The organism is Yersinia sp. 2541 StPb PI (assembly GCF_052217145.1).
GTDB classification, from domain to species: Bacteria; Pseudomonadota; Gammaproteobacteria; order Enterobacterales; family Enterobacteriaceae; genus Yersinia; species Yersinia enterocolitica_E.
Genome location: NZ_JAZGQB010000001.1, coordinates 277,782 through 299,306, shown reverse-complemented (window position 1 = coordinate 299,306; position 21,525 = coordinate 277,782). Strand labels below are relative to the sequence as shown.

Below are 21,525 nucleotides of genomic sequence, written 5' to 3'. Positions count from 1 at the left end.
CAGAAGTGAAAATTGATAGATGTGCCGCAAAAAAAACCGCCACGACAATTATCGCAGCGGTTATAAGCAGAATCGGTGAACTAAGCTGAATTACTTCTTCGCTTTTTCGCCTGCAGCTGCTGCTGGTTGCTCTTCTGGAGCATCAGCTTTTGGTGCCGCTTTCACATCTAACAGTTCTACATCGAATACCAGAGTAGAGTTAGCTGGGATACCTGGGACGCCAGTTTTGCCGTAAGCCAGTTCTGGTGGGATAACCAGGGTGATCTTGCCACCTTTTTTGATTTGCTTCAGGCCTTCAGTCCAACCTGGGATAACACCGTCCAAGCGGAAGGATAATGGCTCACCACGCTTGTAGGAGTTATCAAACTCAGTGCCATCAGTCAGTGTCCCTTTGTAATTAACAACCACGGTATCACTGTCTTTTGGTGCTTCACCAGTACCGGCTTTCTCTACTTTGTACAGCAGGCCAGATGCGGTTTTCTTCACATCTTTTTCTTTAGCGAAAGTATCGCGATACTTAGCGCCCTTATCGGCATTTTCTTTAGCGTCCTGCTCCATTTTTGCCTGAGCAGAAGCTTTTACGCGAGCTTCAAAACTTTGCAGAGTGCTTTCAATTTCTGCATCAGTCAGTTTGCTTTTGTTAGCAAACGCGTCCTGAACACCGGCGATCAACTGGTCTTTATCCAGTTTAATACCCAGCTTTTCTTGTTCTTTTAGGGAATTATCCATGTAACGCCCTAATGATGCGCCTAATGCATAAGCAGATTGCTGGTCATCATTTTTAAATGCGCTATTGGTCGTTGCTGGCGCGGCTGCGGTTTTGGCTGCTTCAGCAGCGAAAGTAGCAGAGGTATTCAGGGTCAGCGCCATGGTGGTAGCCAGTAGCGTTACTTTAAACAGTGATTTCATCCATTTCTCCATTGGCTTAAGGACACTTACCCCAAGCAACGATTATAAGTGTAACTTGTACTATAACTGTCTGTGCGAACACAAAACAATCTCTATGCTGATGCTATTAAGTGATATTAAGACTTTTTTTACTACAAGAAGTTTCGTTTTATCGATATCTTGATCCTCGCAAGGCAATCACGGCGTTTTACAGGTAGAATCGCCCCTCCCCTGTTTTTTCTCTATGAGTATCAAATAGGAAGTAATAAGAGGGTATGGTTTGCAGTCATGAGAGGAAATTAATATGGAACAATCCCTGTTTGAACAACGGCTGGAAATGCTGGAAAGCCGTCTGGCATTTCAGGAAGTGACGATTGAGGAACTCAATTTGATCGTGACGGAGCACCAAATGGAAATGACCAAATTGCGGGAGCATCTGCGCTTGTTGACCGATAAACTGCGCGAATCTCAGTCTTCCATGATGGCCTCGCCAGCAGAAGAGACACCGCCTCCGCATTATTAATGCGGATAGCAAAAAGCCAGCCGCAAGGCTGGCTTTTGACTGACAGAGTCAGATCTTAGTGACAGCCACAGCCGCCCTTACCACAACCACCTTTACCATGTTCATGATCGTGGTCACTCTCATCATGGCCATGACCGCCACAGCAACCATCACCGTGTTCATGATGATGATCATGCTCGCCATGTACGTGGCCATGTTGCAGCTCTTCTTCTGTTGCTTCACGGATAGCAACCACGTCAACGTGGAAGTTCAGATCCTGACCCGCCAGCATGTGGTTACCATCAACCACCACGTGCTCATCTTCAACAGCAGTGATCTCTACCGGTACTGGACCTTGATCGGTATCAGCCAGGAAACGCATGCCAACTTCCAGCTCGTCAACGCCCATAAAGACGTCTTTCGGTACGCGCTGCACCAGATTTTCATCATAGCTGCCGTAGCCTTCGTCTGCATTCACGCGCACATCAAAGCTGTCGCCAGCTTCATGACCTTCGAGCGCTTTTTCCAAACCAGCGATCAGGGAACCGTGTCCATGCAAGTAGTCCAACGGCGCACTCACCGGAGACTCATCAACTAAAACACCGTCTTCTGTACGTACCTGGTAAGCCAGGCTGACCACCAAGTCTTTTGCTACTTTCATGATATCTCCTACCCTTGGAACAAAAATTGGCACAGATTGTAGCTGAAATCTGCACCGCTGTACCCACCAGCATAAAAAATCGCGAAGGATAACGCTACTCGGGATGGAAAATACCGATCACTTGTTCATGCGGGCGGACGTGTTGATTGACCTGTTCATCCGTCTGGCGTTGATGGTGACCACACTTGACACACTCGACCACCTCTACCTGATCTTCACGCCATAAAGCCAATGTATCCAATGCCTTACATTTTGGACAAACCGCTCCAGCGATAAATCTTTTGCGCGTTTTTGTCTTATTAAGAGCACTTGTCATCGTTTTCTCCGACATTATTCGTATTCATCCCACCCATCTAACTGCCGACTTTCATGTAGCATTTCTCGCTGGAAAATATCTTCCAGTTCACGGCGGGCCTCTTTAACTCTGGAGATTTGCGCCACATCACCATGATGCTGCGGCACCAATTCACGCAGCATCCGCATATCAAGACGACGGAAATGTTGTTGCGCCCGATAAGCTTGATGTGGATGCATTCCCAATCCCAATAGCGTTTTACGCCCCAACTCCAGCGCACTGGAAAAGGTTTCGCGGGTGAAGTCTTTGACGCCATTTTGCAACAGTTCATGTGCTTCAACACGCCCTCTGGCACGCGCCAGAATGTGCAAATCAGGGAAATGTTGCTGGCACAGATGCACCAATGTCATGGTATCTTCCGGCTCATTACAGGTGATAACAATAGCTTTAGCTTTTTCCGCGCCGGCGGCCCGCAACAGTTCCAATTCGGTGGCATCGCCGTAATAGACTTTGTAACCGTATTTGCGCATCACACTCACCGCACTGACATCACGTTCTAACACGGTAATACGCATTTTGTTCGCCATCAGTAGGCGGCCAATCACCTGACCAAATCGCCCAAAACCAACAATAATCACCTGCGGATCATTATCTTCCACGAACGGCTTCTCATCGCTCTCTTCCTGCGCGTTATAACGGCGGATCAGAATGCGATCGATAGCCTGCATCAATAATGGTGTCGTCATCATCGACAACGTAACCACCACCAGCAGCAATGCCAGTTGTTCAGCATTTAGAACATGTTGAGAGAATGCAGCGGAGAACAAGACGAAAGCAAATTCACCGCCCTGACTGAGCACTCCGGCAAATTGCAAGCGCACCGAACGGCGCAAGCCAAATGTACGTGCCAAACCATACAATACGGTGCCTTTGATAAATACCAGCGCCAGCACACCTAACAACACATCCAGCAGGTGAGTGAATAGCACACCAAGATTCAGCGCCATCCCAACCGAAATAAAGAACAACCCGAGCAATAACCCTTTAAAAGGTTCGATGGCAATTTCCAGTTCGTGCTGAAATTCACTTTCGGCCAGTAATATCCCGGCGATAAATGTCCCTAACGCCATCGATAGGCCCAATGCATCCATAAACAGTGCAGAACCTAATACCACCAGTAATGCGGCCGCAGTAAAAACCTCCCGCACACCAGAGGCGACAATATAGCGAAACAAGGGGCGCAGCAGATAGCGACCACCAATCAACATGCCCGCAAACGCCGCAACTTTAATACCAATTTTGACCCAATCATTGGCAGCACCACCGCCCCCCGCCAGAATAGGGATCAACGCCAAAGCAGGTATAACCGCCATATCCTGGAACAGTAACACCGAGAATCCGAGCTGCCCGCCTTCGTTGCGGTTCATGCCTTTTTCCCGCATTAGCTGCAATGCCATCGCGGTCGAGGACATTGCTAAACCAATGCCACCGATAACCGCCGCCTGCCAGGCGAACTGAGTGAAATAGAGTAATGCCCCCAATACTGCCGCTGTAATAACAACCTGACCCGCACCGACACCAAAAATAGAGCGCCGCAACTGCCATAGCTTGGCTGGATTCAACTCCAACCCAATGATAAACATCAGAAACACCACACCAAGCTCGGAGAAGTGCAGTATTTCGTCAACATCACGTATAAAACCTAACCCCCATGGACCAATAGCAATACCGGCTATCAGATAACCCAACACCGCACCAATACCCAGGCGTTGAGCAATAGGAACCGCAACCACAGCGGCAAATAAAAATAATAAAATGGCAGTAAGTAGCGCTGAGCCTTCCATATATCAGTGCCCTCCCGCAGGCAACGGCGACAGCAACCACTGCGTATAAGCTTGCGCATGGCTGGCTAAGACTTCCGGTTTCTGACGTCGTGCCCAGTATATAATCATCGGGTTCATCCAATGCATATGGCACATAGCCGCTGTCAATTCGAAAGGGCGCAGAATATCTTCCATCGGATAGCGGTTATAGCCCCCTACCCGATAGGCCCCTTCCGGTTCGCCGGTGGTAATTACCGAGCGCCAATACTTACCCGTCAGAGCATGACCACCCACACCATTGGCAAACCCACGAGCTAATACCCGGTCCAGCCACTCCTTCAGCAACGCCGGGCAACTGTAGGTATAGAGAGGATGTTGAAATACAATAACTTGATGCTCACGTAGCAATTGCTGCTCATGGTGAATATCAATAAAGAAATCAGGATAATGTGCATAGAGATCGTGCACAGTAACATGTTCTAACTGCTGCACCGGTTGCAGTAAAACCCGGTTTGCCACCGAGTCTTGTGATTCCGGATGGGCATACAGCAGCAAAACCTTCGGTGGCTGCGACATCATTCCCCTCCAAAGCGTCGTCAGGGTCCGGTTTTTCCGTTACCATACTTCGCAAAGACTAAAAAAGACTAAGATTTATACCCAAAGTCATTGGCGTTACCCGTCGGTAGCGACAAGAACCACGGGGATAATAATTTAACATATACCCAAAATAATTCGAGTTGCAGGAAGGCGGCAAGCGAGAGAATCCCGATGAGCTTACTAGAGTAAGTGATTCGGGTGAGCGAGCGCAGCCAACACACATGCAGCTTGAAGTATGACGGGTAAACTCTAAACATACGGCACTCTATGATTGTTTTTTCTTCGCTTCAAATACGACGTGGTACCCGCGTCTTGCTGGACAACGCTACAGCAACGATTAATCCTGGCCAAAAGGTCGGGCTGGTCGGCAAGAACGGATGTGGTAAATCCACCCTGCTGGCGTTGCTCAAAGGCGAACTGAGCGCCGATGGGGGCAATGCCACTTTCCCCAGTAACTGGGCACTGGCCTGGGTTAATCAGGAAACTCCGGCACTGGATATTCCGGCGATAGAGTATGTTATCGACGGGGATCGCGAATATCGCCAATTGGAGGCCGAACTTCAGGCCGCTAATGAAAAAAACGATGGTCATGCCATCGCCACCGTGCACGGCAAACTTGATGCCATCCATGCCTGGACAATTCAATCCCGTGCCGCCAGTTTGCTACACGGGCTGGGGTTTTCTCAAGAGCAATTACAGCAACCGGTACGTTCATTTTCCGGCGGCTGGCGCATGCGCCTTAACCTGGCCCAAGCGCTGGTTTGCCGCTCTGATTTGCTGCTACTGGATGAACCAACCAACCACTTGGATTTAGATGCGGTTATCTGGCTGGAAAAGTGGCTGAAAAGCTATTCTGGCACGCTGGTATTAATTTCTCATGACCGCGATTTCCTTGATCCTATTATTGATAAGATTCTGCATATTGAACAGCAGACGCTGAATGAATATACCGGTAACTATTCATCTTTCGAACGCCAGCGAGCGACCAAGCTCTCGCAGCAGCAGTCGATGTATCAGCATCAGCAAGAAAAAGTGGCGCATTTACAAAGCTATATCGACCGTTTCCGTGCACAGGCGACTAAAGCCAAACAAGCTCAGAGCCGCATCAAGATGCTTGAGCGGATGGAACTGATTGCACCTGCCCATGTGGATAACCCATTCCACTTCAGCTTCCGTACACCGGAAAGTTTGCCTGACCCCCTACTCCGCATGGAGAAAGTGAGCGCAGGCTATGGTGATCGTACGATTTTGCAGTCCATTAAGCTCAATCTGGTCCCCGGCTCACGCATCGGTCTGTTGGGGCGCAATGGTGCGGGTAAATCTACGCTAATTAAGTTACTAGCCGGCACTTTAGAGCCACAAAGCGGTGAGATTGGTTTATCCAAAGGGATTAAACTGGGTTACTTCGCCCAGCATCAGTTGGAGTTTTTGCGTGCGGATGAATCACCGCTACAGCATATGAGCCGCCTGGCACCCAAAGAGTCGGAACAACAACTGCGCGACTATTTAGGTGGCTACGGTTTTCAGGGCGATCAGGTTACTGACCCAACGGCCCGCTTCTCCGGCGGTGAAAAAGCACGTTTAGTACTGGCACTGATTATCTGGCAGCGCCCTAACCTATTGCTGCTCGATGAGCCAACCAACCACCTTGATCTTGATATGCGTCAGGCGCTGACCGAAGCCTTGATTGATTTTGAAGGCGCATTGGTGGTGGTTTCCCATGACCGTCATTTACTGCGTTCCACTACCGATGACCTTTATCTGGTACATGATGGCAAAGTGGAACAGTTCGACGGCGATTTAGAAGATTATCAGCAATTTTTGGTCGATGTGCAGCGCCAGCAAAGCCAGCAGGATAATCCGACAAAAGAGTTGTCAGGTAATAGTGCCCAACAGCGTAAAGATCAAAAACGCCGTGAGGCAGAGTTCCGAACCCAGACTCAGCCATTGCGTAAGCAGATTATGACGCTGGAAAAACAGATGGATAAGCTCAGTACCGAGCTGGCAGTCATCGAAGAACAATTGGCTGATTCTGCCTTATACGATATTGCACGTAAGGCTGATTTGACCCAATGTTTACAGCAGCAGACGCAAGTGAAAACCAAACTTGAAGAGACTGAAATGCACTGGCTAGATGCTCAGGAGCAGTTGGAGAACCTCACTAAGATATTTGAAGCGGGATAACCCGCTTTTCAGAAAACGCCAGTATTAAGGATAATAAGATCATGACTAATAAGGATATTAGTGTGGTGGTTCCGGTATTTAATTGCGCCGCTTACCTCACACAACTACTGGATTCATTGTACCAGCAGTCGGGTGTGTCATTGGAAATCATTGCCGTCAATGATGGTTCGACCGATGACAGCCTGACGATATTAGTAGCCGCCGCGCGCCGTGATTCGCGGCTGGTCATTGTTAATCAGGCCAATCAGGGGCTTTCTGCGGCCCGTAATGCCGGAATCGCTCGGGCAACCGCCCCCTGGATTGCTTTTGTTGATGGCGATGACTGGCTGGCCTCTGATGCTTTATCAACTTGGTTGCAACAGGCCAATCGGCAGCAATTAGATTTACTGATAGGTAATGGTTTTACCTTTACCACTGATCCCCACCTAGCGCCCAGCAGCCCCTTGTTATATAAACAGCCGTGGAGCGAGATACTTAGCGGCCAGCAATGGGTTATTCGCAGTATTGAACATAATGAGTGGCCACATTATGTATGGCTACAATTGATTCGGCGCGAATTGGTCGCGACCCATCAACTTGCATTCATCCCTGGAATGCTACATGAAGATATTCTGTGGACCACCCATCTGGCACTCGCCGTACAACGTGTCGGTTTCTGTGATACGCCATTTTATGGTTATCGCACCAACCCACACTCCATCACCCTCTCTCCGTCACCCCAAGCCTTGTTGGCTCGCGCCAATAGCTATCTTAGAATTATTAACGCGCTAATTAACCTTTCTGCCACGCAACAACCACCGTTATGCCGTGCGCTGTTACGTCACGCTAATCAGGAGAGCGGCCATTTTTTTGGGTTGATGCGTAAGAGATTATCCCCGTCACCAGAACGTTCGGCACTCGCGGCTGAGTTTAAGGCATTAGGCTTACCCAAAGCGCTGTTTCAGGGCGCGGGGAATATCAGTGAGTTCTGGCGAGCGGTACGTTTATCAGTCACTCTATGGCGTTATGCGCAGCAGAAGCATTCATTATCAAAATAGATCTCAAATTTACGTTTATTTTTGTTATTACTCAGGAAATTTTCATGTTTAATAAGGCATAAAATTACTTCTGGGAATATGTATAGATGCAGCGCATTTTGGTTATCCGAATTGATTTCCTTGGCGATCTGGTTTGTACCACTGCTTTATTACATGCATTAAAGCAGCGCTGGCCAGCAGCCGAAATTCATGTGCTGGCAAATAAATACAATCGAGATGCACTGGCACGTAACCCCGATATCAGCACCGTTCACACCTACGTTTACAGTAAGCAATGTGAAAGAAACCAACAACCGGGCAGGATCAAGGCGCTGTTTAATCGTCTGGCCCTGATTTGGCGACTGCGATGTTTACGTTTTGATTTACTGGTTATCCCTAACGGTGGCATGAACAAAAACAGTATCCAGTTCGCTAAACAACTTAATGTGGTCGATAGCCGCTGGCATAACCCGGGCAGTGAATTTGATGACCGCAATCCTGACCATGTGACCAATCGGCCAATACGCCATGAGGCACTGTCAGGTTTTGCACTGCTACCCGAACTGGGGCGGGTCGACATCGATACGCTCAAGTTACATCTCTATCCTGACCCACAATTGCAGGCAAAATGGCAGGCAGAATTAGGTGAACGCAATCAGCCACGCATCGGGCTGTTTGTCTCGAATAAAGCACCGCAACGGCGTTGGTCGTGGGAAAAGTGGCAACAGTTAGCACTGAAGCTCAGTGATCAGGCCGAGATAGTGATTTTGTATGATCCCATCGCACCGCCAAGTGAACAGCAACTGGCGAGCATCCACGGCCGAAGTCTATTCACACCGTCAGTTGATGAGTTCGTGGCCGCAGCCAGTCAATTGGATGTAGTTATTTCGGCTGATAGCGCACCGGTCCATATCAGTTCAGCATTACAAATCCCGGTCGTCGCACTGTTTGAGTCGCGGCCAGAAAAATACCGGCGCTGGTACCCGTTAACCCGCCATGTGTTGTTACATGCCGGGCCACAGGTTGATGACATCACCGTTGATGCTGTTGACGCAGCGGCCCGCTCATTGTTAATCACAGACTAAATCAAACCGCCCGTTAACCAGGCCGGTACACCGGCCTATCCCCCAGAATAGTCGCCCGATGCATCACCCGCCGCTGTGGCAGATAATCGGCATTGGCATAGTGCTGGGTGACACGGTTATCCCACATCGTCACATCATCCTGCTGCCAGCGCCAGCGTACTTGAAACTCGGGTTTGGTGGTGTGCGCAAACAGGAAACGCAGTAAAGCATCGCTCTCTTTATCACTCAACTCAACGATTCGGGTGGTGAATCCTTCATTGACGAACAATGCCTGACGCCCACTCACCGGATGGGTACGTACCACCGGATGCAATATCGGCGGATTATTCTCTTTAGCCAGTAGCCATCGTTGATGCTCTTCCGGGGTCGCACGATGTTTGTGCTCGGGGAAGGAGTGCGCGAAGTCATGCTCGGCCTGTAAACCGGCCAAAAGCTGTTTAAACGGAGCAGAAAGTGCGTCATAAGCCGCAATCCCACTGCTCCACAAGGTATCACCACCGGTTGGCGGTAGCTGCTTTGCCGCTAGAATCGCACCTAATGGCGGATTGGCAATAAACGTCACGTCGGTGTGCCAGTTATCGTTGTCCGGCGGATTATTATCATGGGTATCCAGCACGATAATCTCCTCACACTCTTTGGTGTGCGGATAAACCGGATGAATATGTAAATCACCAAAACGCCCGGCCAGTTCACGTTGCTGTAATGGCGTGATGGGCTGATTGCGGAAAAACAGTACCTGATGTTTGAGTAACGCGTGATAAAGCTGTTCAAACTGACTATCACCCAACGGGCGGGCAATATTAATATTCTCAACCAAAGCACCAATATGCGGCCCTAACGGCGTGACTACCAAGCGTTCATTCATTGCTGTGCTCCATACCAAGGTGTTAGCCGACGTTGGATCGCCCGCAAACTTAGCTCCATACCAAAAGCGATAATAGCAATCACACTGATGCCGGCGATGACGACATCGGTTGCGAGAAATTCACCGGCTGATTGCACCATAAACCCCAATCCGCGCGTAGCGGCAATAAGCTCCGCAGCCACCAACGTTGACCACCCCACACCCAACCCTATGCGGATACCGGTTAAGATTTCTGGCAAGGCGCTGGGGAGCACCACAAACCATAAAACCTGCCAGCGACTGGCCCCCAATGCACGAGCAGCTCTAACCCGCACCTGTGCCACGCTACGCACGCCAGCCACAGCGGCTAACGTCACCGGCGCAAATATCGCCAGATAAATCAGCAGGATCTTTGAGGTTTCACCAATGCCGAACCAGATAACCATAAGGGGTAAATAGGCTAAGGGGGGAACGGGGCGATAAATCTCAATCAGTGGGTCCAACACACCCCGTACGGTGCTGCTTAGCCCCATCGCAATGCCCGTTGGAACACCAAGTGCGACCGCAGCGAGTAATGCGATGAGAATTCGCCCCAAACTGGCGGCCAGATGTTGCCATAGCGTGGCATCCATAAACCCCTGCGGGCTGGCAATCACCAATAACTGATGTAATACCTGCTGCGGCGCGGGTAAAAAGAGTGGGCTGATAAGCTGTAACGCCGTCACCGCCCACCACAACGCGACCACCACAATCAGAGTAGTGATGCTAAGCCACAGGCCATTACCCGCAGGTAAACGGCGAACCGCTTTCTTGGCAATCAGCGGGGGTTCATCGTTAGCCGGTAGGCGGTGAACCGGCAGCGTGACGGCTTGATTACGTAACGTGCTGTGCAGGCTCATACCAATACCTCCCGTTGCTGGAAGACTTTACCCAACACATATTCGCGGCGGGCGATAAATTCAGGATCAGACTTAATGGATCGGCATGGCTCACCAGCGGCATAACGCCGACCAAAATTCAGCGACAGTCGTTCGACCACCTGCCCCGGCCCTGGAGACAGCAATAACAGCTCGCTGGCCAGAAACACCGCCTCTTCGATATCGTGGGTGATCAGCAAAATTTGTTTACCGGTATCACGCCAAATAGTCAGCAACAGCTCTTGCATCTGCTCGCGGGTAAAAGCATCCAGCGCGCCAAACGGCTCATCCAACAGCAACAAGCGCGGGTCAACCGCCAGTGCACGGGCAATCCCTACTCGTTGGCGCATCCCACCAGAGAGTTGCCAGATAAGGTGATGTTCAAAACCGGCTAACCCTACCCGATGAAGCATTTTCAGGGCAGTTTCGCGCCGCTGTTGCTTACTGAGCCCGGCCAGTTGCAGGCCAAACTCCACATTGCTGACCACATCCCGCCACGGCAGTAAGCCCTCATGCTGGAACACCACTCCCCGTTCGGCACTCGGGCCGTGAACCGGTATATCATCCAGAGTGATGCTGCCAGCTGAAGGCTCCATAAATCCGGCAATTAGATTCAATAACGTGGTTTTACCGCAACCTGATGGCCCCAATACCACGAGCAACTCTCCAGATGCGATTTGTAGTGACACATCCTGTAAGGCAGGTTTGCCCTGATATTCGGCCCACAGGCCGCGCACGTTTAGCATGATGACTCCTAGGACTGCGGTGTGGCCTGCACTGCTTTCACAAAGCGGTCAGTGACGAAATCACTATAATCACTGGCAATTTGCGGGATTTTGCCTTGCTCTTTCAGGAACGCGGCAGTATCGCGGATGGCCTGATCCACTGGTTGACCCAGTTGCGTTATCTGCTCAGCGACAGGCAAATAAGTATTGCCCTTCACCAGCTCCGGCACTTGATCGGTAGGGACACCACTTAAGCGCGAAAGCTGCCCCAGATACTGCTGATTTTTCAGCCATTGTTCTGGTTGGGCCAGATAAGCACCTTGGGCGGCCAATGCACTGCGGGCGAAGGCGGTAACCACCTCAGGATGGGCTTTGGCGAAGTCTTTGCGCACCACCCAGACATCCAGGGTTGGCGCGCCCCATTGACCTACTTGGGCAGAATCAGTCAGGACGGTACCGGTTTTGGCTAATTCGTTAACGGCAGGAGCCCAAACATAAGCGCCATCAATGTCACCCCGCTGCCAAGCGGCGGCGATAGCAGGTGGCTGCAAGTTGAGGATTGTGACCTGATCCGGCTTAATTCCCCAATGTTTCAGGGCTGCCAGCAGACTGTAATGTGTCGTGGAGATAAACGGCACGGCAATACGTTTACCAATTAAATCTTGTGGGGTTTTAATGTCTTTCTTCACCACCAGCGCCTCTGAACTCCCCAGTTGTGACGCCAGTAGGAAGACCTCAATTGGCACCTTTTGGCTGGCAGCAACGGCTAATGGGCTGGAGCCGATATTACCAATTTGCACATCACCCGAGGCCAATGCCCGCACAACGCTAGAGCCGCTGTCAAACTTGCGCCAATCCACATTGGCACCGGACAACTTGGCAAAGCTGTTATCCGCTTGCGCGACTTTTGCCGGTTCTGCGGAAGTTTGATAAGCCACTGTCACATCGACAGCATGTGCACTGGCAGCAACTAGCGACAGAGCTAACAGTGCACCACCTGGCCGTAAAAAGCCGCGTATTGCGGCGGTAAGACTTGCAGAAGATAAGGTTATCGCCATGGTTCACTCCGCTGGGTTAACTGTGTCATTCGCTATCGCTGCGACCCTGAGCGCACCGGGCGCTCTGAGATGACAGTGTTACCCGAAGGAGTAATACGACAAAAGGAATAAAAAAATATTCTTTATTCCTTTTAGTGATAAGAAAAATCTGAAGGAATTGTCTATGCAGTTAACTTAAAGATCTATTTGGCCTTTCATAAAAATGCGGGCATCACCGGCAATTAAAGTACGATCACCGGCTAAGGTGCAGAATAATTCGCCACCGCGTGCTGATATCTGCCGGGCGTGCAGTGATGACCTTCCCAGTCGCGCGACCCAATAGGGCATTAAGGTACAATGGGCTGAGCCGGTAACCGGATCTTCATTGCTGCCAAGGGTAAAGTAACGCGAAACAAAATCCACTTCATCACCCGGCGCGGTCACAATCACCCCACGACCGGTATAGGCAATCAGCGCAACAATATCGGGTTGTAACTGCTGTACCTGCTGCTCGTTTTCCAGCACCACCAACAGAGATTTTGCCTGCCATACCTGCTGAATGTTGCTGCCAAGCAATGCACTCAACTCTGCCGCGACAGCAATTTGGTCGGGCGGTAATGAAGGGAAATCCAGCGACAGTCGGCCGAAGTTATCGCCATCGCGCTTGACGTACAAGTCACCGCTGGCACTGCGAAAACAGATATCATGCAAGCCAGGATTAATGATGCTGAACATCACATGCGCCGCCGCCAATGTGCCGTGTCCACATAAGTCGACTTCACGTTCCGGCGTAAACCAGCGGATCGCCGATTTATCCCCTTCATCCCAGACAAAACTGGTTTCCGGTAAATTAATCTCGGCCGCGATACTTTGCATCTCTGCGGCCGACAACGGTTTCTTCAGCAGATACACCCCTGCCGGGTTGCCAGATAACCCTGCGCCAACAAAAGCATCAACATGAAAATAGTTATAGGCCATCTATTAGCTCCACTGATTAATGCCAAATCAATAACACACAAGCTGCCGTCAGCAAGCCCATCGAGATATTAAAGCTAAACCAGGCACGGCGGCTGCGTAACAAGCGCCCAATCAAAGTACCAAAACCCAGCCAAATGATACCGGCCACCAGGTTCACCATAAACATACCAAGGCTTATCATTACGATAGAATGATTATAGGCGGCCCCGGTCATACTGAAGCTGGCGACTGACCCGAGTCCCATCAACCAGGCTTTGGGATTAAGGAACTGCAATAACCAGCCTTGATACAGACGCAACGGTTTTGGCGGTACGACATTGGTTTCCAATTTCTCATAGGCAGAAGTGGCAATTTTCCATGCCAGCCATAGCAGATATAGGCTACCCAAAATTTTCAGAACCAGATGGAGGGAGGGGTAGATAAGAATCAGGCCGCCGACACCAAAAGCCACCAACAGCAACATGCTCTGCATGCCTAACATAATACCTAACATCAGCCAGATAGAACGCATAAAGCCGAAGTTAGCCCCCGCAGAGGTCAATAACATATTGTTTGGACCGGGGGTAATAGCTGCAACCCAGAGAAAGCCTACCATTGAAAGAAATAAACTCAGACCCATCTGTTCCATAACACGGGTGCCTCCCACCCAAAATGATGCGCGATATACCCATGAAGCTAACAGTGTGTTATTGATCACACAAGAGCAACAACATGATTTCCATTCACTATATGCATGAATTATTTCGCCCACTGGCCGGAGCCAGTAATCCACATCTGCAAACACTGCTGCCACGGCTGGTCAGACGCCATGTGACATTGCAACCATTCTGGCAACGGCTGGAACTGCCTGATGGCGATTTTGTCGATCTGGCCTGGAGTGAAAATCCCGAGCTGGCGAGAGATAAACCCAGAGTCGTACTCTTCCACGGTTTGGAAGGTAATTTTTACAGCCCTTATGCCCATGGGTTATTAAGTGCATGGCAAGCCAAAGGCTGGCTCGGTGTGGTGATGCATTTTCGTGGATGCAGTGGAGAGCCAAATCGTAAGTCACGCATTTATCACTCCGGTGAAACAGAAGATGCTCGCTTCTTTCTCCGCTGGCTTCGAGAGCGCTATGGCCAGGTGCCAACCGCCGCCGTCGGGGTCTCTTTGGGTGGCAATATGCTGGCGATGTATTTGGCAGAGCAAGGCCAAGATAGCCTGTTGCAGGCCGCAGTGGTGGTGTCAGCACCACTGATGCTTGAACCCTGTGCTAATCGTATGGAGCAAGGTTTCTCACGGGTCTATCAGCATTATTTACTGGGCCAACTAAAGTTAAATGCCACGCGTAAGCTTTTGCATTACCCCGGAAGTCTGCCTTTGGATCTGGCTCAATTGAAAGGGTTGCGGCGAATCAGAGATTTTGATGATGTCATTACTGCTAAAATTCATGGTTTTAATGATGCCGTTGATTATTATCGCCGTTGCAGCGCCCTGCCGCTATTGCCGCAGATTACGACTCCGCTGCTGATCATTCATGCCAAAGATGATCCGTTTATGACGGCTGAAGTTATCCCGGAGCTCAGCGAGTTACCGGCCAATATTGACTATCAGTTAACCGAACATGGCGGTCACGTTGGTTTCGTCAGTGGCTCATTGAAACACCCACAAATGTGGCTGGAACAACGTATTCCGGCCTGGCTTTCCCCTTATCTGGAGCAACAGCAATGATAGTTCCCTGGCAGCAAGTTGACGGTGAAACGCTGGATAACTTACTTGAAGCCTTTGTGTTACGTGAAGGTACCGATTACGGCGAGCATGAGCGCTCATTAGCGCAAAAAGTCGAGGATGTGCGCCGCCAGTTGATCAGCGGTGAAGCCATATTGGTGTGGTCCGAATTACATGAAACCATCAATATTATGCCGCGCAGCGCATTTCGCGCCGGAGCAGAAGAGCAGCAATAGTCCTCTCGCTGTTACGAAGACATTGGCTGAAACAGGGTGACAAGCCCGCCACTTTGCCCTAAAAATAATCATCAACGATAAAAAAACAGGCGATTGCAGCCCAGTCACTGAAGATCTAACCCCCATGGAGTTACAGCTAATATGTCGACTAAACATCCGGTTATAGCCGTTACCGGCTCAAGTGGCGCAGGGACAACCACCACTAGCCTGGCGTTCCGTAAGATCTTTCAGCAATTGAATATTCGCGCAGCGCAAATTGAAGGTGACAGTTTCCATCGCTATACCCGCCCTGAGATGGATGCAGCCATCCGTAAAGCACGAGATCAAGGCCGACATATCAGCTATTTTGGCCCCGAAGCCAATGACTTTGGCCAGTTGGAGCAAAGTGTGTCGGAATACGGTGAACACGGCACTGGCTGTTCACGTAAGTATTTACATACCTATGATGAAGCGGTGCCATACAACCAAATTCCCGGCACGTTTACCCCGTGGGAAGCATTACCACAACCCACCGACGTGCTGTTTTATGAAGGGCTGCATGGCGGCGTGGTGACTGAACATCATGATGTGGCGAAACACGTCGATCTGTTGGTGGGCGTGGTACCTATCGTCAATCTGGAGTGGATTCAGAAATTAGTACGCGATACCGGCGAACGCGGCCATTCGCGTGAAGCGGTGATGGATTCCGTAGTGCGCTCCATGGATGATTATATCAACTACATTACGCCGCAGTTCTCACGCACTCATATCAACTTCCAGCGCGTGCCAACCGTTGACACATCAAATCCGTTTGCTGCCAAAGCGATTCCGTCACTGGATGAAAGCTTTGTGGTTATTCATTTCCGGGGTTTGGATCAAATTGATTTCCCTTACTTACTAGCGATGTTGCAAGGATCATTTATCTCTAATATCAATACATTGGTGGTACCCGGCGGAAAAATGGGGCTGGCAATGGAGCTGATTATGGCGCCGCTAGTGCAGCAGTTGCTGGAAGGGGAGAAAATCGGTTAATCTCCTTCATTCTTGAAGCCGCAGTATAGCAATGGCTGGAGAGAGAGAAAAATAATTTGACTCTATCCCAACCCAAAGTAATTGGAGCTGCAGGTAGGCGGCAAACGAACTCATCCCGATGAGCTTACATAAGTAAGTGATTCGGGTGAGCGAACGCAGCTAACAACCCTGCAGCTTCAAGTACGAAGGGTTTGCTTAGGCGATGTCACGGATCTCAAAACTGTGGGTAATCGTCGCCGCTTTACCCAACATCAGTGAGACGGAGCAATACTTTTCTGCTGACAGCTCAACGGCTCGTTCCACAATTTTGTCGGTCAGACCTTTGCCGCTGACAATAAAATGCAGGTTGATTTGCGTAAATAGACGCGGTGCCTCTTCGCGACGCTGCGAGGTTAATGTCACTTCGCAATCACGCACATCATTGCGGCCTTTTTGTAAAATAGAGACCACATCAATCGCGCTACAACCGCCTGCTGACATTAACAACATTTCCATCGGACTCGGTGCTTTGTCTCCAGCATTACCGTCCATCAACACCTGATGACCTGATGCCGATTCACCCAAAAATGTCAGCCCCTCAACCCACTTTACACGTGCCTGCATAACTCTTGCTCCCGGTTAAATTTTCTGATCCAGACTACCCTTTCATTTACAAACTGGCAATGTAACCCGATGTTCATCATGCTGAAGCGATACAACACAAGACACTGGCTTCATCCTGTGCTACAAACAGAACCGAAAGTGTTGTTTCTAGAATTAAATAGGGTAGCTTCTCAATACTCAGTGGAGGGTTTCTACCCGGTACGTATCTTGGCTATACCTTTCGGCAGTTGAGCAAATTAATATGCTACGAGAAAGTGTATTTTATAAGCACGCCGTACAGGGAACTCTGAGCCCTGTTATGTTAGGCAGCGATAACAACAGAGGATAACAGCGAATGGTTCTCGGCAAGCCACAAACAGACCCGACTCTCGAATGGTTCCTGTCTCATTGCCATATCCACAAATATCCATCGAAGAGTACGCTGATTCACCAAGGTGAAAAGGCCGAAACGCTTTACTACATCGTGAAAGGCTCCGTTGCGGTGCTTATCAAAGATGAGGAAGGTAAAGAGATGATTCTCTCCTATCTTAATCAGGGAGATTTCATCGGCGAACTTGGATTATTTGAAGAAGGCCAAGAACGTAGCGCCTGGGTTAGAGCAAAAACCGCCTGTGAAGTGGCTGAAATTTCTTACAAAAAATTCCGTCAGCTGATTCAGGTCAATCCAGATATTTTAATGCGCCTATCTTCACAGATGGCGAGTCGCTTACAGATTACATCTGAGAAAGTGGGCAACCTTGCTTTCCTTGATGTGACTGGGCGTATTGCACAAACGCTGCTTAATCTGGCAAAACAACCTGATGCCATGACCCACCCAGATGGGATGCAGATTAAAATTACCCGCCAGGAAATTGGTCAGATAGTTGGCTGCTCCCGCGAAACCGTGGGGCGGATACTAAAAATGCTGGAAGATCAAAACCTGATCTCCGCACACGGTAAAACGATTGTCGTCTACGGCACCCGTTAATTCCCCCTAAACTGGTGCCGATACTGTCGGCATCAGTTTTTTAATCTTTTGTGATCAATAAATTTCTGGGGCCTTTATGAAATGGCAACGGCTTATTTATCATCCTGAAGTTAATTACGCACTACGCCAAACATTAGTGCTCTGCCTGCCTGCAGCATTAGGGTTCGCTCTCGGCGAACTTCGGCTGGGCTTGATGTTTTCTCTGATACCCGCCTGTTGCAACATTGCCTCACTGGATACACCACACCAACATTTTTTCCGGCGTCTGCTGGTCGGCGGCGCGCTGTTTACTGTGAGTAGCTTCCTAACCCAGCAACTGCTGCTATGGGGTATTCCGTTGCCTGCTGTCATGCTCAGCCTGGCATTAGTTCTAGGAGTGAGTGGGGCGATTAGCCAATTGAATGGCCATTTGTTACCCGCGGCACTGATTGCTGCTATTTTCAGCCTCAGCATGGTGGGCCGCGCTCCGATCTGGCAAGCCCCGTTGCTGTGTGCCGTAGGGACACTGTGGTATGGGGTGTTTAACGGGTTATGGTTCCGACTCTGCAAGGATCAACCGATTCGCGAACCTTTGAGTCAGCTTTATCGCTTACTAGCCGATTATTGTGACACCAAATACAGCCTGTTTGCTCAGCACCTTGAGCCGGAAAAATCGATACCGCCGCTGCTGGACAGACAACAGGCGATTATGGACAAGATTAATCAGCTTTATCAGCAATTTAATCTGATTCATAACACCACGAAGAAAGAACAGAAACGGTTGTTGGGATTGTTCCAAATGGCTCTCGATTTGCAAGAGCACATTACTGCGGCCCTGATTCAGCCAGAAAAAGCACAAGAGTTAATGGAGCAGACACAGATTGATAGCGTGATACGCCGTAATTGCCAGAAAATCTCAGCTCAAATGCGCAGCATCGCCAACGACATTCTCTATCACCACCATGCTGATGAGCATTTCACTGCCGATGATGGTCTGACAGAACTGGCAAGCATCGCACAGGCACACCCAGACAACCCGGTCGCACAATTCTACTACTACCATATCAGCCACGTGACCCAGCTATTGAGTGACCGGCGACCACTGTATGACCGTGACCTGATGTCCAGCCAACAACCACAACCTTTCTGGCCGGCGTTGATCAGCTATCTGTCGTTCAAATCAGGTGCACTGCGGGAAGCGGCTCGTCTGGGCGTAACACTGGCAGCAGGTAGCTATATCGGTAACTTAATTCATCTACCCAAACCTTATTGGATTTTGCTTACTGTGATGCTGGTAACGCAGAACGGTTATAACGCCACCAAGGTACGAATCCATCACCGTGCACTCGGCACCTTGATTGGGCTGATATTGGCCGCTGGTCTATTGCATCTGCCAATGCCAGAGGGTGCCACCCTTGGCATTATGCTGCTCATTACCCTTGCCGCTTATCTGGTTCAACGTAAAAACTACGGGCTATCTGTTGTTGGCAGAACCATAACCGCAGTCTATATCTTGCAATTATTGACCGGAGAAGGCGCTGACTTCTTGGTTCCGCGATTGCTAGATACCTTAATTGGCTGCGCATTGGCCTTTGCCAGCGCCCTATGGCTGTGGCCTCAGTGGCAGAGCGGTTTACTGCGTAAGAATGCCCATCAGGCGCTAGAGGCATATCAGAAGATTTTGCGCTTGCTGCTGACGCCTGAGCCTGATATCAACCAACTGGCCTATAAACGCATTGAAGTAAATAAGGCCAGTAACACCGTGTTAAGCTCCTTAAATCAGGCGATGCAAGAGCCGGGGTTCAACTCAAAATATTTGGCAGATATGCGATTATGGGCCACTCACAGTGAGTTGATTGTTGGGCATATCAATGAGATGACTATCCTGACGCGGGCTTATCCCTTGGGGAGTTCAGTACCAGGTAAATATCACATTCAGCTCAGCGTCGAACTGGCGGCAGATTATTTACAACTCTGTGAGATAGCCATTCAGCAATGCCAGCAACGGCTGGAGTCAGACAACAGCGAGGGGAATAACGATTTCGTGCAGATGCCGGATGTCACACCGGACACACAAATTTCTGAGTTGGAACGTAATTTACGCCGGGTTTTGTCACACTTAAGCGTGATGCATACGGTGTCTGCCATGGCTTGGCAACAACAACCCCATCACGGTATTTGGCGCAGTCAGAGATTACGGGAGCATGTATAGCAATGGAGAGGCAAAATACCTCTCCATAATTGAGTTAACCCTGGACCAGACTGGCGATGGCTTGCTCTAACCGCGCCATTCCTTGTTTGATATCATCCAGCTCCACCACTAATGAAGGGGCTAACCGCAACACATTTGGCCCGGCATTGAGGACCATCAAGCCATTAGCCGCCGCAGCCATCAGCAACTCGCGCGCACGGCCATGGTATTGCGGCGTTAACTCGGCACCAATCAATAACCCCATGCCACGGATATCGTCAAACAGGTGATACTTGTTATTGATCTCTTGCAGCGCCTGCACAAACAGGCGGTGGCGCTGTTCAATACCATTAAGTACCTCAGGGGTATTAATCACATCCAGAGCAGCCTCAGCGACGGCACAGGCCAGAGGATTGCCCCCATAGGTGGTGCCGTGAGTTCCCACCGCCATTACCGACGCAATTTCTTCCGTGGTTAGCATCGCACTGATAGGGAAACCACCACCTAAGGCTTTCGCCGTGGTCAGAATATCTGGCGTCACACCATAATGCATATAGGTAAACAGCTTGCCGCTACGCCCCATACCGCTTTGTACTTCGTCAAATACCAGCAGCGCATCATGCTGATCACATAAAGCCCGCACCCCTTGTAGAAATTCAGGCGTCGCAGAGGTGATCCCCCCTTCTCCCTGAATGGGTTCGAGTACCACCGCACAAGTATGGTCATCCATAACGGCTTTCACCGCAGCCAGATCATTAAACGGCACATGGATGATATCGGCAGGTTTCGGGCCAAAACCATCGGAATACTTGGGCTGACCACCCACCGATACAGTAAATAAGGTGCGGCCATGGAAAGCATTATGGAAAGCAATGATTTTAGTCTTATAGGGGCTATGACGTTCAATGGCATAATGACGAGCCAGCTTAAAGGCCGCTTCATTTGCCTCGCCACCCGAGTTGGCAAAAAACACGCGATCCGCAAAGGTGGCATCAATCAGTTTTTGCGCCAAACGAAGTGCAGGCTCATTAGTGAAAACGTTACTGGTATGCCATAACGTCTCACCTTGCTGATGCAATGCCGCTACCAGCGCCGGGTGGCAATGCCCCAGAGCAGTAACCGCAATTCCACCAGCAAAATCAATATATTCCTTGCCTTGTTGATCCCACACTCGGCTGCCCTTCCCTTTTACCGGAATGAACTGTGCTGGTGCATAAACAGGCAAAATAACCTGATCGAATGTACTGCGAGTTACTGCTAACTTATCCGCCATTATACT

Annotated in this window: 22 protein-coding genes; 9 read left to right on the top strand and 13 right to left on the bottom strand. The window is 49.9% G+C overall.

Going from position 1 to position 21,525, the window contains the following annotated elements:
- Positions 1 to 90 precede the first annotated feature (90 nt).
- The gene (gene fkpA, locus V1953_RS01190; RefSeq protein ID WP_083161173.1) at positions 91 to 909 is read right to left on the bottom strand and encodes an FKBP-type peptidyl-prolyl cis-trans isomerase; all 819 of its coding nucleotides are present in this window, start codon (positions 907 to 909) and stop codon (positions 91 to 93) included.
- A 283-nt stretch (positions 910 to 1,192) separates the two neighbouring features.
- On the opposite strand from fkpA, the gene V1953_RS01185 reads away from it, so the two are divergent.
- Positions 1,193 to 1,411: a protein SlyX gene (locus tag V1953_RS01185; RefSeq protein WP_005186209.1), complete on the top strand. Its 219-nt coding sequence runs from the start codon at positions 1,193 to 1,195 to the stop codon at positions 1,409 to 1,411.
- Between the two features lie 55 nt (positions 1,412 to 1,466).
- Here V1953_RS01185 and slyD read toward each other — a convergent pair whose 3' ends face one another.
- The 4 genes from slyD to kefG all read right to left on the bottom strand — a co-directional run bounded on the left by slyD (position 1,467) and on the right by kefG (position 4,745).
- A complete protein-coding gene (gene slyD, locus V1953_RS01180; protein WP_083161174.1) occupies positions 1,467 to 2,051 on the bottom strand; it encodes a peptidylprolyl isomerase in 585 nt (194 codons plus the stop codon).
- 94 nt (positions 2,052 to 2,145) lie between these two features.
- The gene (locus V1953_RS01175; protein WP_372560345.1) at positions 2,146 to 2,367 is read right to left on the bottom strand and encodes a YheV family putative zinc ribbon protein; all 222 of its coding nucleotides are present in this window, start codon (positions 2,365 to 2,367) and stop codon (positions 2,146 to 2,148) included.
- Between the two features lie 14 nt (positions 2,368 to 2,381).
- Positions 2,382 to 4,190, bottom strand: coding sequence for a glutathione-regulated potassium-efflux system protein KefB (gene kefB / locus V1953_RS01170; protein WP_083161175.1), 1,809 nt, complete (start codon positions 4,188 to 4,190; stop codon positions 2,382 to 2,384).
- Positions 4,191 to 4,193: 3 nt separating this feature from the next.
- Positions 4,194 to 4,745 (bottom strand): glutathione-regulated potassium-efflux system ancillary protein KefG, encoded by a 552-nt coding sequence (gene kefG, locus V1953_RS01165; protein ID WP_193784847.1) that lies wholly within the window; start codon positions 4,743 to 4,745, stop codon positions 4,194 to 4,196.
- A 288-nt stretch (positions 4,746 to 5,033) separates the two neighbouring features.
- On the opposite strand from kefG, the gene V1953_RS01160 reads away from it, so the two are divergent.
- The 3 genes from V1953_RS01160 to V1953_RS01150 all read left to right on the top strand — a co-directional run bounded on the left by V1953_RS01160 (position 5,034) and on the right by V1953_RS01150 (position 9,051).
- Entirely contained in the window at positions 5,034 to 6,950 is a 1,917-nt protein-coding gene (locus V1953_RS01160) for an ABC transporter ATP-binding protein (protein WP_083161177.1), read from the top strand.
- A gap of 41 nt (positions 6,951 to 6,991) precedes the next feature.
- Positions 6,992 to 7,987 carry a glycosyltransferase gene (locus tag V1953_RS01155; RefSeq protein WP_193784746.1) on the top strand — a complete coding sequence of 332 codons (996 nt, stop codon included), beginning with the start codon at positions 6,992 to 6,994 and terminating at the stop codon, positions 7,985 to 7,987.
- 86 nt (positions 7,988 to 8,073) lie between these two features.
- Positions 8,074 to 9,051: a glycosyltransferase family 9 protein gene (locus V1953_RS01150; RefSeq protein WP_372568504.1), complete on the top strand. Its 978-nt coding sequence runs from the start codon at positions 8,074 to 8,076 to the stop codon at positions 9,049 to 9,051.
- Between the two features lie 13 nt (positions 9,052 to 9,064).
- Here the strand turns inward: V1953_RS01150 and tauD are convergent, their stop codons facing one another.
- The 6 genes from tauD to V1953_RS01120 all read right to left on the bottom strand — a co-directional run bounded on the left by tauD (position 9,065) and on the right by V1953_RS01120 (position 14,171).
- Positions 9,065 to 9,916, bottom strand: a complete 852-nt coding sequence (gene tauD / locus V1953_RS01145) for a taurine dioxygenase (protein ID WP_442850578.1) — start codon at positions 9,914 to 9,916, stop codon at positions 9,065 to 9,067.
- Positions 9,913 to 10,794: a taurine ABC transporter permease TauC gene (gene tauC, locus V1953_RS01140; RefSeq protein ID WP_102970492.1), complete on the bottom strand. Its 882-nt coding sequence runs from the start codon at positions 10,792 to 10,794 to the stop codon at positions 9,913 to 9,915. The genes tauD and tauC overlap by 4 nt, the downstream gene beginning before the upstream one ends.
- Positions 10,791 to 11,558, bottom strand: a complete 768-nt coding sequence (tauB, locus tag V1953_RS01135) for a taurine ABC transporter ATP-binding subunit (RefSeq protein WP_442850577.1) — start codon at positions 11,556 to 11,558, stop codon at positions 10,791 to 10,793. Before tauB ends, tauC begins: the two co-directional genes overlap by 4 nt.
- A gap of 8 nt (positions 11,559 to 11,566) precedes the next feature.
- Entirely contained in the window at positions 11,567 to 12,595 is a 1,029-nt protein-coding gene (gene tauA / locus V1953_RS01130) for a taurine ABC transporter substrate-binding protein (RefSeq protein WP_102970493.1), read from the bottom strand.
- Between the two features lie 174 nt (positions 12,596 to 12,769).
- Positions 12,770 to 13,552: a PhzF family phenazine biosynthesis protein gene (locus V1953_RS01125; protein WP_083161182.1), complete on the bottom strand. Its 783-nt coding sequence runs from the start codon at positions 13,550 to 13,552 to the stop codon at positions 12,770 to 12,772.
- Between the two features lie 16 nt (positions 13,553 to 13,568).
- Positions 13,569 to 14,171 (bottom strand): LysE family translocator, encoded by a 603-nt coding sequence (locus V1953_RS01120; RefSeq protein WP_442851293.1) that lies wholly within the window; start codon positions 14,169 to 14,171, stop codon positions 13,569 to 13,571.
- Between the two features lie 110 nt (positions 14,172 to 14,281).
- Between V1953_RS01120 and V1953_RS01115 the strand changes: the two genes are divergently transcribed.
- The 3 genes from V1953_RS01115 to V1953_RS01105 all read left to right on the top strand — a co-directional run bounded on the left by V1953_RS01115 (position 14,282) and on the right by V1953_RS01105 (position 16,506).
- Positions 14,282 to 15,262 carry a hydrolase gene (locus tag V1953_RS01115; protein WP_442851292.1) on the top strand — a complete coding sequence of 327 codons (981 nt, stop codon included), beginning with the start codon at positions 14,282 to 14,284 and terminating at the stop codon, positions 15,260 to 15,262.
- Positions 15,259 to 15,495: a YheU family protein gene (locus tag V1953_RS01110; RefSeq protein WP_032906589.1), complete on the top strand. Its 237-nt coding sequence runs from the start codon at positions 15,259 to 15,261 to the stop codon at positions 15,493 to 15,495. The genes V1953_RS01115 and V1953_RS01110 overlap by 4 nt, the downstream gene beginning before the upstream one ends.
- A gap of 141 nt (positions 15,496 to 15,636) precedes the next feature.
- On the top strand, positions 15,637 to 16,506 hold the full coding sequence (locus V1953_RS01105; protein WP_083161186.1) for a phosphoribulokinase: 870 nt from the start codon (positions 15,637 to 15,639) through the stop codon (positions 16,504 to 16,506).
- Positions 16,507 to 16,701: 195 nt separating this feature from the next.
- On the opposite strand, the gene V1953_RS01100 is transcribed toward V1953_RS01105, so the two are convergent.
- Positions 16,702 to 17,109 carry an OsmC family protein gene (locus V1953_RS01100; RefSeq protein WP_004391459.1) on the bottom strand — a complete coding sequence of 136 codons (408 nt, stop codon included), beginning with the start codon at positions 17,107 to 17,109 and terminating at the stop codon, positions 16,702 to 16,704.
- 334 nt (positions 17,110 to 17,443) lie between these two features.
- On the opposite strand from V1953_RS01100, the gene crp reads away from it, so the two are divergent.
- Positions 17,444 to 18,076, top strand: coding sequence for a cAMP-activated global transcriptional regulator CRP (gene crp, locus V1953_RS01095; protein WP_005186183.1), 633 nt, complete (start codon positions 17,444 to 17,446; stop codon positions 18,074 to 18,076).
- 76 nt (positions 18,077 to 18,152) lie between these two features.
- Positions 18,153 to 20,267, top strand: a complete 2,115-nt coding sequence (locus V1953_RS01090) for a YccS/YhfK family putative transporter (protein ID WP_372568503.1) — start codon at positions 18,153 to 18,155, stop codon at positions 20,265 to 20,267.
- A gap of 34 nt (positions 20,268 to 20,301) precedes the next feature.
- Here V1953_RS01090 and argD read toward each other — a convergent pair whose 3' ends face one another.
- Complete coding sequence (gene argD, locus V1953_RS01085; protein WP_442850576.1) at positions 20,302 to 21,519, bottom strand: bifunctional acetylornithine/succinyldiaminopimelate transaminase; 1,218 nt, start codon at positions 21,517 to 21,519, stop codon at positions 20,302 to 20,304.
- Positions 21,520 to 21,525: the final 6 nt, after the last annotated feature.

Coding starts and splice junctions, on each gene's coding strand:
- fkpA (WP_083161173.1), bottom strand. CDS start 909: ATGAAATCACTGTTTAAAGTAACGCTACTGGCTACCACCATGGCGCTG.
- V1953_RS01185 (WP_005186209.1), top strand. CDS start 1,193: ATGGAACAATCCCTGTTTGAACAACGGCTGGAAATGCTGGAAAGCCGT.
- slyD (WP_083161174.1), bottom strand. CDS start 2,051: ATGAAAGTAGCAAAAGACTTGGTGGTCAGCCTGGCTTACCAGGTACGT.
- V1953_RS01175 (WP_372560345.1), bottom strand. CDS start 2,367: ATGACAAGTGCTCTTAATAAGACAAAAACGCGCAAAAGATTTATCGCT.
- kefB (WP_083161175.1), bottom strand. CDS start 4,190: ATGGAAGGCTCAGCGCTACTTACTGCCATTTTATTATTTTTATTTGCC.
- kefG (WP_193784847.1), bottom strand. CDS start 4,745: ATGTCGCAGCCACCGAAGGTTTTGCTGCTGTATGCCCATCCGGAATCA.
- V1953_RS01160 (WP_083161177.1), top strand. CDS start 5,034: ATGATTGTTTTTTCTTCGCTTCAAATACGACGTGGTACCCGCGTCTTG.
- V1953_RS01155 (WP_193784746.1), top strand. CDS start 6,992: ATGACTAATAAGGATATTAGTGTGGTGGTTCCGGTATTTAATTGCGCC.
- V1953_RS01150 (WP_372568504.1), top strand. CDS start 8,074: ATGCAGCGCATTTTGGTTATCCGAATTGATTTCCTTGGCGATCTGGTT.
- tauD (WP_442850578.1), bottom strand. CDS start 9,916: ATGAATGAACGCTTGGTAGTCACGCCGTTAGGGCCGCATATTGGTGCT.
- tauC (WP_102970492.1), bottom strand. CDS start 10,794: ATGAGCCTGCACAGCACGTTACGTAATCAAGCCGTCACGCTGCCGGTT.
- tauB (WP_442850577.1), bottom strand. CDS start 11,558: ATGCTAAACGTGCGCGGCCTGTGGGCCGAATATCAGGGCAAACCTGCC.
- tauA (WP_102970493.1), bottom strand. CDS start 12,595: ATGGCGATAACCTTATCTTCTGCAAGTCTTACCGCCGCAATACGCGGC.
- V1953_RS01125 (WP_083161182.1), bottom strand. CDS start 13,552: ATGGCCTATAACTATTTTCATGTTGATGCTTTTGTTGGCGCAGGGTTA.
- V1953_RS01120 (WP_442851293.1), bottom strand. CDS start 14,171: ATGGGTCTGAGTTTATTTCTTTCAATGGTAGGCTTTCTCTGGGTTGCA.
- V1953_RS01115 (WP_442851292.1), top strand. CDS start 14,282: ATGCATGAATTATTTCGCCCACTGGCCGGAGCCAGTAATCCACATCTG.
- V1953_RS01110 (WP_032906589.1), top strand. CDS start 15,259: ATGATAGTTCCCTGGCAGCAAGTTGACGGTGAAACGCTGGATAACTTA.
- V1953_RS01105 (WP_083161186.1), top strand. CDS start 15,637: ATGTCGACTAAACATCCGGTTATAGCCGTTACCGGCTCAAGTGGCGCA.
- V1953_RS01100 (WP_004391459.1), bottom strand. CDS start 17,109: ATGCAGGCACGTGTAAAGTGGGTTGAGGGGCTGACATTTTTGGGTGAA.
- crp (WP_005186183.1), top strand. CDS start 17,444: ATGGTTCTCGGCAAGCCACAAACAGACCCGACTCTCGAATGGTTCCTG.
- V1953_RS01090 (WP_372568503.1), top strand. CDS start 18,153: ATGAAATGGCAACGGCTTATTTATCATCCTGAAGTTAATTACGCACTA.
- argD (WP_442850576.1), bottom strand. CDS start 21,519: ATGGCGGATAAGTTAGCAGTAACTCGCAGTACATTCGATCAGGTTATT.